Raw genomic sequence first — 16,107 nt, 5'->3', positions numbered from 1 at the left:
ATGAATTGGACTGTCCTCAAATCACTTAATGAGCTTTATCATCATAGGAAAGTCAAAAAAAAGGCTTCACTAGAAAATGATTCTGAATTCTGTCTCTTAATAGACACCAAAGAGATAAGAAGCAATGATAAATTCTATATACCTAACGAGCAGTTGTACAATCAATATTATGAAAAACATCATCTTGAAAACTTCGGTATTTACTATGGATTCCTAGAGAAATACAATCTTTTAAAAAAGCGTTTTGAGGAAGGTGACATTAAAAAATTGATTGAGCTGGAAACTAAGAATGATGCTCAAACTCTTATTCCTTCACGCGAGCAGTTGATTAAAGCACAAGAAACCGTAAGAGGTTTTTCAACTATGTTCTTTAAACACGACAAATATCTAGACAGGAAAGATTCACTTATTGATGCCATAAATACTATTCTAAATATAAAACTAGTCGAAAATAAAGACCAACAATATTTGTATATTCTTCAATGTGACAACCCTAAAACAATAGTACTCTGTGAGAATTTAGACTTTTTGAGAAAAGATAAAATGCCAAGAGCAAACAATATAGAATTATGGTATGCTGGTGGTAGAAATGTAAAAAAGCTAAAATACGCAGACACAAGAGGAATCCGTATTTTCTATTCAGGGGATTGGGATAAGGACGGCTTGGAAATTTTTGAATTGGCAAAAGCGATTATCCCTCAAATAGAATTGTTATATCCAACCGCTGAAGGTAAAAGTATAGTAGATACTGACCACAGTAGCTTATGGAAGCATCCAGAAAAGCCTGAACTACTTTCTGGGTTAAATAAATCGTTATATCCTCTAAATTATCAAGAGAAAATAAAATCGCTCATCAAAGCAGATTACTGGATTGTAGAAGAGGCCAATGACTTAAAAAAAATGATTGAAGCAATGCACTAAATTATTTTTTGAATCTCAGAGTTAGTAGATAATTTAAAATAAAACAACCAATAATGATAAAATCACTAGAAGAAGGTAGAAAAGAAGACGGTAATAGATCAATTGCTGACAAAATCATTAAACGATTACATGATTTAGACAAAACAGTAGAATATAATCAAGGAAGATGGGCGTGGGAACTGTTGCAAAATGCAAAAGATAGTACTGTTGATCATAAAAATCATAAAATTTCTGTTCAAATAATATTAAACGATAATCAAGTTCAATTTAAACACAACGGAGTACATTTTACCGAACATGATATTAGAGGGCTAATTAATCAAATTTCTTCTAAAGAGGTGGAAGAAGGAGAACAAACAAGAAAAACTGGACGCTTCGGAACAGGTTTCTTAACCACACATTTATTATCTCGAACTGTTTTCATTAATGGTACTCTTGAAGCCAAAAATGGAAGTTTTTATCGTTTTGAATTTCCATTAAATAGAGATGGTAAAACAATAAAAGACCTAACTCCAAAAATAGATGTTGCTTGGGAAGAATTTCACAAATCAGCAACCGAAATAACTCCGGAGCTATACGATAAAAATGATTATAATACTTGTTTCAGCTATTCTCTTAACACTGATGAACAAAAACAAATTACTAAAACAGGAATTGATGAATTTATTAAATTATTACCATACGTTTTAGCTTTTATACCTAAAATAGAAAGTATTCAAATCATAAATAATATTGAACAAAAAGATATTACTTTCAAAAATGATACTACGAAAATACAGAAATTTATAACCTCTATTAAAAAAACAGAAAATGGAATTGATTCTACAATCTATATTTTAAAACATTCTGGGGAGAATACATCTATAGCTTGTCAATTAGAAAAAATAAATGATTCCTATTATTTTAAAGAAATAGAAAATCTTCCTAAGCTTTTTTGTGATTTTCCTTTAATTGGTACAGAGAATTTTAGTTTTCCTATGATCGTGAATAGTTTTTATTTCAATCCGCTCACTGAAAGAAATGGCATATGGTTAAAAAAAGAAAACGATAATGAAGTTATAGAAAATCAAAATTTAATACAAGAAGCTCTTTTTTTGTATAAAGAGTTATTGGAAGAATTATCAGATAAAAATTATTCAAACTTCTTTAACGTGATTGAAACTAAGGTTCCTAATGTGGAACATATTAATAAAGAATGGTATAGAGAAAAAATTCAAATACCATTACGTAATTTTTTAACTAATATAAAGATTGTTGAATTAGAAAGTGAAGAGAAAAAAGCTATAAAAGATATCTGGTTTCCTTCTAAAGAATATACGAAAGAGGAAAAGAGTAAACTATGGGAGTTTAATTATGATTTATTTCCAGATGCTGTTTCTCAAAAAGAGCAAAGTGATAAATGGTTAAACAAATCTTGGGGTAAATGGAATTTCTTAGATTATAAAGAATTAGCAAAAGATATAGAAGAATATAAAAATGTAGATAAACTTACGAAAGCATTAAAGAATAAAGATTGCTATGAGTGGCTAAACAGTGTTGGAAAATTTTTACTTAAAGAAGATGCAAACAAATTTCTAATTGAAAAATATGCAATTGTTCCTAACCGTAATGGAGAGTTTCTTAAAAAAAATGAGCTCTTTATCGACAAAATAAAGGATGAACCACTTATTGAAATTCTTAAATTGTTGAAAGATGATTGGAATAATATTTTAATTAACAAAAATATTGGTTTTGGAAGATATCATGTTAAAGAAAAAAAAGACATTGCAAGTCAAATCACAGATAAAGTTAATCGTCCTAATCAAAGAGATGAAAATTACAATAAAGCTATAATTCTTCTTTCCGAATGGTTTGAATATAATAATCCTGATGATATAAAAAGTTTGTTTTCTGAATTGCATAGAAAAAAAGCTGAGCTATTCATGAATACTATTCCTGATAAAGAGAGTCTTTATCGAATAATGAAAAGTAGTACTGATTTATCCAAAGTTGCAGATGTAATTGATAAAAATCCTAAAGTTTTAGAAAATAATGGAGAACTCACATCACTCCTGAATGATTATAACCTGAATGATGTTACTGAGTTGAGAAGAATATTAGATTCATCTAAAAACGTAGGGAATTTCCAAAGTTCTGAGTTAACACAAGAAGATTTAGCTGGATTAGGAGTGACATCAATAGAGGAATTAGAAGAAGCTTTAAAGGATAAAGATCTTACCAGAATGTTTCATAGCTCTAATCAAAATGTTAATTCCTTTCTTTATGCTGAAAAACTAATCTCTAGAGCTAAAAACAGAATCATAGAACATTTGAAAAACCTTCCTGATGAATACGATTGCAGTGAATTGGATGTTGATATTTCAAAATCAGCCATTGGTGGTATTAAAAAAAATGGACAATCAATTTACATTGTTACTCGTCCTTCAGATAATGGTTTTATAATAGTTTATTATGGGTCGGAAAAAGATATTTTGGATTATGAAAATTCCGAATTATGGGTTGATAATGGTATTGATACACCTAAAAGAGTAACATTAGGAAAAATAATAAAGAATACCGGAATAAATAAAATACCAGTATAAATATGAGTATTGAAGACAAAATAATAAAGATTCTCCAAGAGAAAAAAAACAATAGCAATGAAATTGAGTATAAAGCTGTCTTGCCCCCAGCTAGAAATATAGCAAGACTAATATCTTCTTTTGCTAATGCTAACGGAGGATATATTATTTTAGGTGCAGTAAACAGCAAAGAGATAAATGGTTTAAGTCAAGATTTTCATGCAAACAGTATAACTCATAAAGCACTAGATTTACTAACACCATCCCCAAAAGTTGAATACCAATATTTAAATTATAATAATAAAAAACTGTATGCTATCTATACAGAAAAATCTAATACCAAAATTAATTTAGAGGGGAAAATTTATAAGCGTATAGAGAATAAATCTGTATTAACCAACCCTCAAAAAATTGATTTCACTAATAATAGTTATACGAGGATTAAAACCTTAAATGATGAACTCAATAATTATAAAATAAATATTACTAATTCAAAATTAAGATTAATAGAACACTATCAAAGTATTTTGAGGATAATAGATGACCTGCAACATATTCTTTATCCTGAATCTCCTAAAAAACCTACTTCTAGTCAAGAGGGAAAGATTTTGACTAGAATACTTTATTCTTCTTTTGCAGATAATTTTGAGACATATCTATCTGAGCTTCTCTATGAAATATTTTTGGCAAACCCCTCTACTTTAAAATCTAAGCAGGAAGTAACGGTAGAGGAAGTTTTAAATTGTTCTGATTTACAAGATTTTATTAAGTATTGTGCAAATCAAAAAATAGGAAAACTTCAAAAAGGGAGTGTTAAAAATTTTATTAAAGATAACAAGCAAATAAGGGATTTGAATGTAATTGATAAAACTAAAGAAAAAGAAATCGAATTAATACTTCAAATAAGGCATTTATTTACCCATAGAAATGGAATTATTGATGAAAAATTTCTGAAACACTATAGAGGACAACTTAAACTAAATGATGAATATCAAATTCCAATAGACAGCCTTTGCGATAGTCTTATCCTTCTTTCTAAAATTGTTGACGAAATAGATAAGTCTGCAATTACAAAATATAAACTTGCTACAGAAAGTAACATTGAATTTGAATAGTGAGTGGTTAATTTTATCGAAGAATTTTAACAGAATCAGAAAATTTTCTGGAAAGTATAAAACAAAAAACTACCTGTTTACCAAAAAGCTTATTATTCTTGAGGTCACAACAAAACTTTATATAGTTACTTTCAGGTTATTAAGATTGATTATTTAACTCAAAAAAAGACTATTTGTTTTAGGTATGTTTTAGGAAAGAAAAAAGCCGATGCAAAAACACCGGCTTTTAAAAATTGTACCGAAGGAGGGGCTCGAACCCTCACGCTATTGCTAGCACGGGATTTTGAATCCCGCGTGTCTACCAATTCCACCACTTCGGCATTTCAATATGTCAATTTCAAGGACGGATTTTGAATCCAGCGCGTCTACCAATTCCGCCACTCGAGCATTTTAGTAAATGGATTGCAAATCTATAAAATATTTTAGTTAATTCGTTAAAATACTTTTAAACTCTTAAAATAGTTCTATTTTTGCCCCTCACAACAACACTAACAAAAAATAAACCTCGTTAAATGCCTACAAATCAATTAACTCCAAAAATATTTGCTTGTTCTCAAAGTACTGAGCTAGCAGAAGAGATTGCTAAAAGTTTTGGAACAGAACTAGGAAATGTAAAAATATCACGTTTTAGTGATGGAGAGTTTCAACCTGCTTTTGAAGAATCAGTAAGAGGAAGACGTATTTTTATAGTAGGGTCTACTTTTCCTAATGCTGACAATTTAATGGAAATGTTATTAATGCTTGATGCTGCGAAGCGTGCATCTGCAAGACATATAACAGCCGTAATACCTTATTTTGGATGGGCTCGTCAGGATAGAAAAGACAAACCAAGAGTAGCAATAGGAGCAAAATTAGTAGCAAAACTTTTAGAAGAAGCTGGTGCTACAAGAATTATGACAATGGATTTACATGCCGATCAAATTCAAGGTTTCTTTGAAAAACCAGTTGATCATTTATATGCATCATCTATATTCTTACCTTATGTAAAAAGTTTAAAATTAGATAACTTAACTGTTGCATCTCCTGATATGGGTGGTTCAAAAAGAGCTTATGCATATTCTAAATACTTAGAAAGTGATGTTGTTATCTGTTATAAACAACGTAAAAAAGCCAATGTAATTTCTCATATGGAATTAATTGGTGATGTAAAAGGTAAAAACGTTATTCTTGTTGACGATATGATTGACACGGGAGGAACTCTTGCAAAAGCCGCAGATTTAATGATGGAACGAGGAGCTATAAGTGTTCGTGCTCTTTGTACACACCCTATACTTTCTGGTGAAGCTTACGAAAGAATACAAAACTCTAAATTAACAGAGTTAATTGTTTCAGATACAATTCCTTTAAAAAAGAATGTATCTAAAATAAAAAGTGTATCTTGCGCCACTTTATTCGCAGATGTAATGCATAAAGTGCAAGATAATACATCAATAAGCGATGAATTTTTAATGTAAATTTTAATTAAATAAACAAGTAATGAAATCAATTACAATCAATGGATCTCAAAGAGAAAGCGTAGGTAAAGTAGCAACTAAAGCCTTACGTAATGCTGGAAAGGTTCCTTGCGTATTATACGGAGGAGACAAACCTGTACACTTTTCAGCAGAAGAATTATCTTTCAAAAGTTTAGTGTTTACTCCAAATGTATATACTGCAACGATTGAATTAGGTGGAACATCTTATAACGCAGTTTTACAAGATATTCAGTTTCATCCTGTAACAGATAAAATTATACACGTAGATTTTTATCAACTTTTCGATGATAAAGCTGTAACTATGGAAATTCCTGTACGTTTAGTAGGTACTTCTAAAGGTGTTATGGTAGGTGGTGCTTTACGTCATAACTTACGTAAATTAAGAGTAAAAGCTATACCAGCTAACTTACCTGATTTTATTGAAGCTGATATTACTGAATTAGAAATTGGTAATAAATTATATGTTACTGAATTAAAGAATGAAAAATATACATTCTTACATCCAGAAAACACTGTGGTAGCTCAAGTACGTATGTCTCGTAATGCATCTAAAGCTGCTTCTGAAGAAGAAGCAACAGAAGAATAAGCTTCTACTATTTAAAAATATAGAAAAGCGTTACCATTGTGTAACGCTTTTTTTATGTTTGCACTATGAATATCATCTCTTTCTTTAAAACTATTTTTAATTCAAAAAAGAAAAGCACCATGAAAAAATTTTTAATTGTTGGTTTAGGTAATATTGGTGAAAAATACCATGATACTCGTCATAATATAGGATTCAAAATTGTTGATGCCTTTGTAAAAGAGCATCAAGAGAGCTTTGAAACTGATAAATTAGGTGATATAGCCAAATTAAAAATTAAAGGTAAAACTGTTATTGTTTTAAAGCCTAGTACCTATATGAACTTAAGTGGAAAAGCTGTTGTTTATTGGATGAAAAAAGAAAATATTAAAGTTGAAAATTTACTGGTTATTACAGATGATTTAAATATTGATTTTGGTAAACTTCGTATTAAAGGAAAAGGTAGCTCTGGAGGTCATAATGGTTTAAAAGATATTCAAGATAAGTTTAATACCGGAGCATATCCTCGTTTTCGTTTTGGAGTAGGTGCCGACTATGGAAAAGGTCGCCAAGTTGATTTTGTATTAGGAAACTGGAGTAAAGAAGAAGAAAGCGCAATGATAGAACGTATACCTACCTCAGTTAACGCAGTAACTTCTTTTATAAATGCAGGATTAGCTAATACTATGAATGAATTTAATGGTAAATAAATACCTTTATTTATAAATTCCTAAAATTTTATTAAAGGTGTTAAGTTCACATTTATAAAATTTACAAAGCTTTTCAAATATAGTTCTAGTCATAATTAATTTATTTTGATTACTAATAATAAGTAGCAAAATATATTAATATGTTACAAATTAAATAATTAATTATCACTAGCGTGCCATTCTGCAAAACTAGTATCTGTTTCTTGTAGCTTTAAAGAATGTAATTTTATATTCCCAGGAAGACGCTTTTTAATTTTACTAGCGAAATCAATAATCATCATTTCACTTGTAGGTTGATAATCAACTAAAATTACATGATGTCCTCTATCTTGTAATTCTTTAGCTAACTCTACGTGCGGTGTGTTTTTATTAAATACCGTTGCATGGTCAAATACATCAACAATATCTTCTTTTACAATTTTTTTTAAATCACCAAAGTCAATTACCATTCCGTATTTAACATTTGAAGTATCACTAATAGGTTCACCTATAACAGTTACAGAAAGTTTATAACTATGACCATGAACGTTTTTACACTTACCATCATAACCATATAATGCATGTCCTGTTTCGAAACTAAATTGCTTTGTAATTCTAATATTAGCCACTACCTTTTAAATTTTTTATTACTTCTGTATTTATTAAAAAAGTATACGATAGCCACTAAAAATGCTAATACGGCAAATAAATAATCTCCACCCATAATTTCAAAATGTTTTTACGCGTCAAAAATACAACTTTGAATTTAATTTACTTGAATTTTCAATGTTTGTTCCTTTAGCTCAATAATTAACTTGTCCTTAATTAACAAACATTGAAAATAATAGTATATTTAACTTTGGCATATGAAAAATCAAACCCAATTAAATCGCTATGTTAAATTAATAGAGTTTCTTGAAAAGAAATTCAAGTCTACTATTAAAGCAGAAGATATAGAAGAGGTTTCATTTTATTCTTATCGGAACATCAACCGTATATTTTTGGCTTTGCAACATGAAACTATTGGTCAATTTATTAAAAGACGTCGATTAGAAAAAGCTGCAGAATATTTAAAGTTCTCAACTATTGAAATTTCTGATATTGCCCTGGAAATAGGGTATGGAGATATAGCTGCCTTTAGTAAATCTTTTAAAAAGCATTTCGGATGTAATCCTACTCAATTTAGAAAGTCGTTTTCTTTACAGCAAAAAATAACAAATGAAATTTTAAAGAATAAGAGTCAACATGAGAATACTCAAGAGCTAAATTTTGAAGTCGAAACACTTCCTACAATTAAAATAGTCTACATACAATATAAAGGGTCGTATGAAAACATTAAAGAAATTGAAAAAACATGGAAACAGCTTTTAAAATATGCTTATAAAAAAAAGTTGTTGTCAGAAAAAACAATTGTTCTTGGTGAAGTCCTAGACGATAATGAACTTTCTTCTTCAATTCATTGTAGATATAATGCTTGTATAGTTTTAAATGATAATCAATCTCTTAATTCTGAAGGTCTATTTATAGTAAAAGAAATTCCATCTCAAAAATATGCTAAATTTATTCATAAAGGTAGTCATGAAAGTTGTTTTGAAACCTATAATGATATTTATGCTCGTTGGATGATTGACGTTGGTTTAGAGTTTGATGACAAGCCTATACTAGAATTTTACCCAAATGACGATGATGTTACTCCTAAAAAAGATCTAATTACAGAAATATACATTCCTATTCTGTAAATGTCCTAATTGAACAAACAAACCTTTCATTCATAACTTAATTTTGTATTATAATTATGAATAATATGAAAGGTTACAAATTTAACAGCTATTGGTATTTAGGGTTTTTTGGTCTTATTGGGTTCTATTATATACCTTTTATAATACTATTTTTTCAAGGTAATAACTCAGCATGGGTACTTACAAACCTATTGTGGTTTTTATGGTTTTCATATTTTATTCCTGAAAATAAAAACAATTAAAAATGAGTTTTTCTAAAATAATATCCTTGTTTCAAGAATCTAATATCATGCTATATGTAGGTTACTTTTTCTTATTTAATACAAGTTTAATAATCATTGAATTATTTATTGATTTTTTAATTAAAAAGGAAAGACGTTGGAAAGATTCATTTGCTAACATTTCTATTTTTTTCTTAAATCAACTAATTGAAAAAACAATTATAGGTTCTATTGGTGTAATATGTTTAATGCCATTTCATTGGATAACACCTTTATCAATATCTATGAATACTTATACATGGATATTAACTTTTTTAGTCGCTGATTTTACCTATTATTGGATGCACCGATTAGAACACGAACATAGAATTTTATGGGCTAGTCATAGTGTACATCATTCTTCAGAAGATTATAACCTTACTATTTCAATGCGTTTAAGTATTGTAGAAGGCATGTTTGAATGGATTTTCTTAATTCCAATGATTTTAATCGGTTTTTCTCCTTTTCAAGCAATTATTGGATTAGTATTAGTTGCCCAATTTCAAACATGGATTCATACCGAATATATTGGTAAATTAGGCTGGTTAGATGAATTTTTTAATACTCCTTCTGTTCATCGTGTACATCATGGATCTAACAACAAATATTTAGATAAAAACTATGGTGGTTTTTTAATTATTTGGGATAAGATATTTGGTACATTTCAAAGAGAAGAAGAAAAGGTTATTTATGGATTAACAAAAAACATTAAAACTAATAACCCTATTAAAATAAACTTTATTGAATATAAAAATATATGGACCGATGTTAAAAAATGTAAAACATTAAGCCATAAACTGAGAATTATTTTTGGAAACCTAATATGGAAGCCTGATTATTTTTATAAAAAAAGAGCTAAAAATTAGCTCTTAAATTTTTTTAATGCATTTTTAGTAAAATCAGAAAGCACTAGTTTACCTGAGGTTTCAGCCCTCTGAATTAAAAGACTATCCCAGTTTTCTGTACCAATCCACAATGCTTTTTTCATTTCATCTAAAGCTTCTGGGTTATAAGAGGCTAATTTTTCAGTAAACACCTCAAGTTCTTTGTCTAACTCTTCAATATTTTCAAAAACACGTGCATATAAACCTTTCTCTTTTGCCCAATATGCATTTTTCCAACTACTAGCATCTAAAGTTAATTCGGCCAATCCACTTACTCCAACTTTACGTTTTACTGCGGGTGCTATTACAAATGGACCAATACCTATAGTAAATTCTGATAATTTTATAGCTGCATGTTCAGTCGCTAAAACATAATCACAAGCAGCAGCTAAACCTACTCCTCCACCTACAGTTTTTCCTTGTACACGGCCAACAATTAATTTAGAACATGATCGCATTGCGTTAATAACATTTGCAAAGCCTGAAAAGAATTTTTTCCCATCTACAAGATTATCAATTGCTACTAACTCATCAAAAGAAGCCCCTGCACAAAAAGCTCTTTCTCCTTCCGATTTTAACACTACTACAGCTACCTCATCATTACTTGATAATTCATCTAATTTATTAGCTAGTCGCTCTAATAATTCACTAGGAAAAGAATTACTTGCTGGATGTCCAAACTCAATTGTTGCAATCTTATTTTCTACGCTAGTATATAAACTTCCGTTTGCTCTATTAGTGGTCATAAAAATTTCGTTTATGTATAATTAATGCATGAAAATATGCAACTTTATTTTTCAAATTTAATACTTTATTTTTAGTATTCCCTTTCTTACAATTCTTAATTTCTAACTACTTTTTTATAAACTATTAAGCATGTTTTTTACTCTTAATAAGTAAACTATTCTATTTTCATTTATACCTATAATACTTCCACTCATTTAAAAATACATAGTACTTATGGCATTCTTTCAAAATTTAGATAGTTACTTAACTAAATTTAAACTGTTTAAGAACACTAGAATTATTTATTAATATAAATAAAAAAGTACAAAACATACCTACACTAAATATTATGGACAAACCTAATACAACAATCGTAACTCCTAAAATTTCTTCACCTATCATTTTAAATTCAACTCTAGTAAAATGGTTGGCAATAAAAGATGACTTACCAGAAAAGCCGTCGGCAATAGAAATAAAAGAAAAAGGAATTCAATATACCTCAGTAAGTTATAAACCTACAAATTGGATTGATGCAATTATACCAGGAACTACCTTAAACACACTAGTTCATAATTCGGAATGGATTAAACAAAACATTCCTTCAAAAATATTAAGCGAACAGCCTGGTAGCACTACTTTTTTTAATCCGTATTTTGATACTAACTTATTACATATTCCAGATGTAAATAACAAGGGAATTACATTTTATACATATTGGTACTATACAGAAATAAAATTACCTGAAATTAATGATGCCTCACATTTTTGGTTAAAATTTAGAGGAATAAATTATACTGCAGATATATTTATCAATGGGAAACAACTAAATAAAGAACAGTTAAAAGGTATGTTTTTTAGAAATGATTTTGATATTTCTACATTTCCAAGTGAAGATGGTGTTACTAGAATAGCTGTTCGTATAGTACCACCTAACCCTGTTGGAATACCAACTTTATCAAATAATGGTGGTATTCAAGGGGTCCCAAATATTGGAGAGAATGTTACTATGCGTTACCCTATTGGTTGGGATTGGATGGCTACAATTCCTGATAGAAGTACAGGTTTGTGGGACCAGGTTTCAATAGAAACTACCAAATCATTGGTATTAAAAAACCCGCATATAACAACAACTGTTCTCGAAAATGGTATCTTAACAAACAATGCGAAAGTTAATATCTCTGTTGAAGTATACAATTCTACAAATAAAATACAAATAGGAACTCTCAAGTATGTTTTAAATGAAAAAATAGAAAAGTTATCTATTAAAATACCTCCATCAACTGAAGCTAAAAAAGTTACTTTTCCAGAAATAATAATTTCGAATCCGAAATTATGGTGGCCTCATGGTTGTGATCCTTCAGGAACCGACAAACTTCCTGAACTGTATGATTTAGATATATACATCTACTTAGGAGAGAATATAAGTTCTGAAACCTTGTCTGATCAAAAAAAGGTCCGTGTCGGAATCAGAGAGTTTTCTATAAAGAATGATTTTAAAGTAGACGCCCCAACAAGTCCTTCAAAAAGAAAAAGTCGAAAGTTTTTTGTAAATGGAAATCCAATTTTTATTAGAGGAGGAAATTGGATGGGAACAGATGCATTGTTTCGAATGGGAGCAGACCGTTATCGTAATGAAGTTAGAATGCACAAAGAAATGAATATAAATTTGATTCGTGTTTGGGGAGGTGGAATTGCAGAGCGACCTGAATTTTATGAAGCTTGTGATGAATTTGGGATTTTAGTAATGCAAGAATTTTGGTTTTCTAGTGAATTTATTTATAACAATAGTAACCTTCCAGAAACCTACAGAAAAACATTTACAAAATGCGCGGTAGACACTATAAAAATGTTACGAAATCATGCTAGCTTATTATTTTGGTGTGCAGCAAATGAATCTATACCACCACAAGAATTGTTAGTTGAGCTGAAAACTTATATTGGTGCTAAAGGATCTTTGGACACTCAAAGAATTCTTATTGAAAATTCTAAAGCTATCTCAGGACAAGTTGAAAATGATGGTCCTTATGGTATATATAACCCCGATAGATATTTCAAATGGCTACCAGATGGATTTACTGGGTCATTCAATCCTGAAATTGGTTCATTAGGAGTACCACCAGTAGAAAGTATGCGTTTGGTACTAGATGAAAATTCATTAGGTGATAAAACTATTCCTAAAAGAAATGCAAAAACATCAGATGTTTTACCTAGTTGGCAGCATTTAAAATACAGTCAATATTTTATTAATTCACCATCTGGTACACCTTTAAATGATCAAATCTATACTTATGGAACTCCAAAAAATATTGAAGATTTTTGTGAACGTGCTCAATTAGCAAGTTATTTTCATTACAAAGAATTGTGGGAAGGGTATTTGACATATATGTGGCAACGATATACAGGACTTATAATATGGAAATCTCAAGGGCCATGGACAGGTTTACGTGCAAAACTATACGATTGGTTTTTAGAATCAACAGGTGGTTATTGGGGTGTAAAAAATGCTTGTGAAGCTATACATGTACAATTAAACTTAATCAATTACCCAAATTCTTCTACTTTTGACATTAACATTGTAAACCATACTGTAAATAAAATTCAAAGTAACTCTATAGAATGGAACGTTTATAGTTGTTCTGAAATGATAGGAACTGGAAATATTTCTATGGAATCACAATTAAACAAAGGTATTGTTGTTGGGTCATCAACTGGTTTAGTATATTCTTTAGATCTTAAAACTGTTCTTTCTAAGCTAAAAACAGATGAAAAAGTATATTTCCTTAAATTAAAAATGACTACAAATAAAGGGATAACTTCAGAGAATTTTTATTGGTTGAGTACAAATGGTCAATTTGATGAATTAGAGACCTATAAAAACTCAATAATTACTTGTACAGCAAATGGTATTATAGCTAAAAAAGGAAGTTATAAAATTCAATTAACTGCCAATAATAATGGAGCTTTGGTTTCTTTTTGGAACCGATTGCAAGTAAGAAAACCAGTAAAAAAAGGTATGGATATAGAAAGAGTTTTACCAGTTTTTTATGATAAAAACTATTTTTCCATGCTAGGGAAATCAGAAGAAAATATTGAAATTGAGTTTGAAGAATCTACTTTAACTAACAGTCAAAAACCTGAGTTGTGGCTAAAAGGGTGGAACCAAACATGGCAACAAATAAAAGTTATTTGGGAATAACTTTTATCCAAAAAACATATTATGACCGTTAAAAAATATTTTTAACGGTCATAAACATAATTCTAAATCAACTATTTTTAATTCTTAAATTCTATTTATAAGAGCTTAATTTTCTTTTCTTGATAACAAGAAAAACTTTTTTCTAAACACAAAAATTAATGGAATACTACGTGCTATAATCCATCCATAAAATGCTATCCAAATAGCATATAGCTTATAGTTCATAGCATCAAAAATTAACAATACTGGTATAAAAACTAATAACGTAGAAAGTAATAGTATATTTCGTAAATACTTAGTTTCTCCTAAGCCTTTAAACATACCATCATAAATAAAAGCAACTGCACAAATAGGTTGCATTGCTAAAATAATCCAAAAAGTATTATAAAATTGTTCTAAAACAACTATTTCTTGTGTAAATATTCTTCCTATAAAATGATAAAAAACAAAACCTATTAACGCTAATCCCCCTCCAAAAATTAGACCATAAATAATTAATTTTCTTCCTAATAAAATTAATGTTTTGTATGCTTTAGCTCCTACTAATTTTCCAGATAAAATATTCCCAGCACTCGAGTATCCATCGATCATAAAAGCTCCCATTAACCAAATATTGAGACCAATAGTATACGCTGCTATATATTCTTTTCCATAATCTGTAGCATAAGAAGTAGCAAAATACAATGCTACATTTAAAGCTATTGTACGTACAAATAAGTTTGCTACCATAACTATAAATCGACGGATTTCTTTATTAAAAGGTAGCGTAAATTTTAATGAAATACTTGTTTTTTTTAACAATAAGTATATAGCCATTAATGCCATTGTTATTTGAGCAAAAACACTTGCATAAGCTGCTCCTTCAATATTCATGGCAGGTATATAATTTTCTATACCGTACACTAATACAATATCTAAAACAACATTAACAATAGTACCAACTATAGCAATAAGCATAGGGTAATACGTATTTTGTAATCCCCTAAAAATGCCAAATATGGCAATAACTAATAATGTAAAAGGAAAACCAAAAACTCTAATTTTATAATAGGTTATTGAATATTCTAAAATAGTTCCTGAGGCATTGTAAAATTGAAATATTTCCTTGGTAAAAGGATAGCTTATTGCCAAAATAAGAAAACTAATACTTACCACTAATAAAATTGCTTGTGCTGGTAACTCTTTAACTTCATCTAGTTTGTTAGCACCAAGATATTGGGAAATTATTGATGATATGCCACTTCGTGTTTGACCAAAAACCCAAATTAACATAGATAAAAATGCCCCAACAATTCCTATTGCTGCAATACTTTCAGTAGCATTTTGTTGAATATTACCAACAATAGCTAAATCAGTTGTAGACAATAACGGTTCAGCAACTCCAGCAATTAATGCAGGTATTGCTAATTTATTTATTCGTTTAAATGTAATTTCTTGATTCATGATATAATAATCAAAAGTAGGAATATTCATTCTTCATTTTGTAGTTTTGATTATACTTATTTTTGATAAATGAATAGTATTTTATGATAGACTTGATAGAATGCATCTCTGAAATTATTTTAGATATTCAAGAGTTTTTCTTTAGAAAAAAAAGAAAAAAGCAACGTGCGTATGAAAAAGAGAATAGTTTTCCTAAAAAAAGAATGATTTCACCCTATGAAAGAGTCTTTATAATAGTAGGAGTTATGATTGTTTTTATAACTTTTTTTATGTTAATACCTTCATCAAAAGGAACCACAATAACTACTCAAAAAATAAAGGAACTTAAAGAATTATTAGATAATGAAAAATCTATTCTAGGTACCTATCCTGAAAAACTAGAAATGGTTATTAGAAACAATCCTTTAAGAGCTAACTTAACAAAAGACTATTGGAATAATAACTTTCAATATGAATTTATAAATAGAAATAAATATGTATTAAGTTCTTCTGGTAAAGATGGTGTTTTTGGAACTGAAGATGATATTAAATAACTA

Annotated in this window: 13 protein-coding genes and 1 tRNA gene; 10 read left to right on the top strand and 4 right to left on the bottom strand. The window is 29.1% G+C overall.

Annotated elements, in window-relative coordinates; all coding sequences use genetic code 11:
* The 3 genes from DS884_RS07320 to DS884_RS07310 are packed head-to-tail and all read left to right on the top strand — an operon-like array spanning window position 1 to window position 4,597.
* The gene (locus tag DS884_RS07320) at window positions 1-921 is read left to right on the top strand and encodes a Wadjet anti-phage system protein JetD domain-containing protein (RefSeq protein WP_113786290.1); all 921 of its coding nucleotides are present in this window, start codon (window positions 1-3) and stop codon (window positions 919-921) included.
* A gap of 53 nt (window positions 922-974) precedes the next feature.
* On the top strand, window positions 975-3,503 hold the full coding sequence (locus tag DS884_RS07315; RefSeq protein WP_113786289.1) for an ATP-binding protein: 2,529 nt from the start codon (window positions 975-977) through the stop codon (window positions 3,501-3,503).
* 2 nt (window positions 3,504-3,505) lie between these two features.
* Window positions 3,506-4,597, top strand: coding sequence for a helix-turn-helix domain-containing protein (locus tag DS884_RS07310; RefSeq protein WP_113786288.1), 1,092 nt, complete (start codon window positions 3,506-3,508; stop codon window positions 4,595-4,597).
* 236 nt (window positions 4,598-4,833) lie between these two features.
* On the opposite strand, the gene DS884_RS07305 is transcribed toward DS884_RS07310, so the two are convergent.
* Window positions 4,834-4,917 (bottom strand) — tRNA-Leu (locus tag DS884_RS07305).
* Window positions 4,918-5,109: 192 nt separating this feature from the next.
* Here DS884_RS07305 and DS884_RS07300 point away from each other — a divergent pair.
* The 3 genes from DS884_RS07300 (at window position 5,110) to pth (ending at window position 7,344) form a co-directional block, all read left to right on the top strand.
* Window positions 5,110-6,051: a ribose-phosphate pyrophosphokinase gene (locus DS884_RS07300; protein WP_113786287.1), complete on the top strand. Its 942-nt coding sequence runs from the start codon at window positions 5,110-5,112 to the stop codon at window positions 6,049-6,051.
* Between the two features lie 22 nt (window positions 6,052-6,073).
* Window positions 6,074-6,658, top strand: coding sequence for a 50S ribosomal protein L25/general stress protein Ctc (locus tag DS884_RS07295; RefSeq protein ID WP_093869501.1), 585 nt, complete (start codon window positions 6,074-6,076; stop codon window positions 6,656-6,658).
* A 119-nt stretch (window positions 6,659-6,777) separates the two neighbouring features.
* A complete protein-coding gene (gene pth / locus DS884_RS07290; RefSeq protein ID WP_093871961.1) occupies window positions 6,778-7,344 on the top strand; it encodes an aminoacyl-tRNA hydrolase in 567 nt (188 codons plus the stop codon).
* Window positions 7,345-7,502: 158 nt separating this feature from the next.
* Here the strand turns inward: pth and DS884_RS07285 are convergent, their stop codons facing one another.
* Window positions 7,503-7,952: a 6-pyruvoyl trahydropterin synthase family protein gene (locus tag DS884_RS07285; protein WP_093869502.1), complete on the bottom strand. Its 450-nt coding sequence runs from the start codon at window positions 7,950-7,952 to the stop codon at window positions 7,503-7,505.
* A gap of 237 nt (window positions 7,953-8,189) precedes the next feature.
* Between DS884_RS07285 and DS884_RS07280 the strand changes: the two genes are divergently transcribed.
* A complete protein-coding gene (locus tag DS884_RS07280; protein ID WP_113786286.1) occupies window positions 8,190-9,062 on the top strand; it encodes a GyrI-like domain-containing protein in 873 nt (290 codons plus the stop codon).
* A 244-nt stretch (window positions 9,063-9,306) separates the two neighbouring features.
* Window positions 9,307-10,188, top strand: a complete 882-nt coding sequence (locus tag DS884_RS07275; protein WP_113786285.1) for a sterol desaturase family protein — start codon at window positions 9,307-9,309, stop codon at window positions 10,186-10,188.
* On the opposite strand, the gene DS884_RS07270 is transcribed toward DS884_RS07275, so the two are convergent.
* A complete protein-coding gene (locus DS884_RS07270; protein ID WP_113786284.1) occupies window positions 10,185-10,952 on the bottom strand; it encodes an enoyl-CoA hydratase/isomerase family protein in 768 nt (255 codons plus the stop codon). The genes DS884_RS07275 and DS884_RS07270 overlap by 4 nt on opposite strands.
* 329 nt (window positions 10,953-11,281) lie before the next feature.
* On the opposite strand from DS884_RS07270, the gene DS884_RS07265 reads away from it, so the two are divergent.
* The gene (locus DS884_RS07265; protein WP_113786283.1) at window positions 11,282-14,128 is read left to right on the top strand and encodes a glycoside hydrolase family 2 protein; all 2,847 of its coding nucleotides are present in this window, start codon (window positions 11,282-11,284) and stop codon (window positions 14,126-14,128) included.
* Between the two features lie 105 nt (window positions 14,129-14,233).
* Here the strand turns inward: DS884_RS07265 and DS884_RS07260 are convergent, their stop codons facing one another.
* A complete protein-coding gene (locus tag DS884_RS07260) occupies window positions 14,234-15,571 on the bottom strand; it encodes an MATE family efflux transporter (protein ID WP_113786282.1) in 1,338 nt (445 codons plus the stop codon).
* A gap of 83 nt (window positions 15,572-15,654) precedes the next feature.
* Here DS884_RS07260 and DS884_RS07255 point away from each other — a divergent pair, with 83 nt between their 5' ends.
* A complete protein-coding gene (locus tag DS884_RS07255; protein WP_093869508.1) occupies window positions 15,655-16,104 on the top strand; it encodes a type II secretion system protein GspG in 450 nt (149 codons plus the stop codon).
* Window positions 16,105-16,107: the final 3 nt, after the last annotated feature.

Origin of the sequence: Tenacibaculum sp. E3R01 (assembly GCF_003318185.1) — a bacterium.
In the GTDB taxonomy this organism is placed as follows: domain Bacteria; phylum Bacteroidota; class Bacteroidia; order Flavobacteriales; family Flavobacteriaceae; genus Polaribacter; species Polaribacter halocynthiae.
The sequence above is the reverse complement of the archived record's forward strand: the minus strand, read 5'-3'. Positions and strand labels throughout refer to the sequence as shown.